Annotated in this window: 1 pseudogene; it reads left to right on the forward strand. The window is 63.2% G+C overall.

The features are described from left to right. A pseudogene (locus AX756_RS24885) lies at positions 1-383 on the forward strand (transposase); the annotation flags it as partial.

The raw sequence follows: 383 nt of genomic DNA on the forward strand, positions 1-383 counted from the left end.
CGCAAGCAGTACTCGGCCGAAGAGAAGATCAGGATCGTGCTGGCGGGGCTGCGCGGCGAAGAGAGCATTGCCGCGCTTTGCCGCCGTGAAGGCATCAGCGAGAGCCTGTACTACACGTGGTCGAAGGAATTCCTCGAAGCAGGCAAGCAGCGCCTGGCCGGGGATACCGCCCGGCAAGCGACCTCGCCCGAAGTCAAGGAACTGCGCTCGGAGGCGGCAGCTCTGAAGGAGGTCGTTGCCGACCTGACCCTGGAGAACCGCTTGCTCAAAAAAAGCATGATCGGGGATGGGGAGTACGAGGCATGAGGTATCCCGCGTCGGAGAAGCTCGAGATCATCCGCACCGTCGAAGCCTCGCATCTGCCGGTTCGCCAGACGCTGGCC

Origin of the sequence: Aliiruegeria sabulilitoris, from assembly GCF_001558155.1 — a bacterium.
GTDB lineage: Bacteria > Pseudomonadota > Alphaproteobacteria > Rhodobacterales > Rhodobacteraceae > Tropicimonas > Tropicimonas sabulilitoris.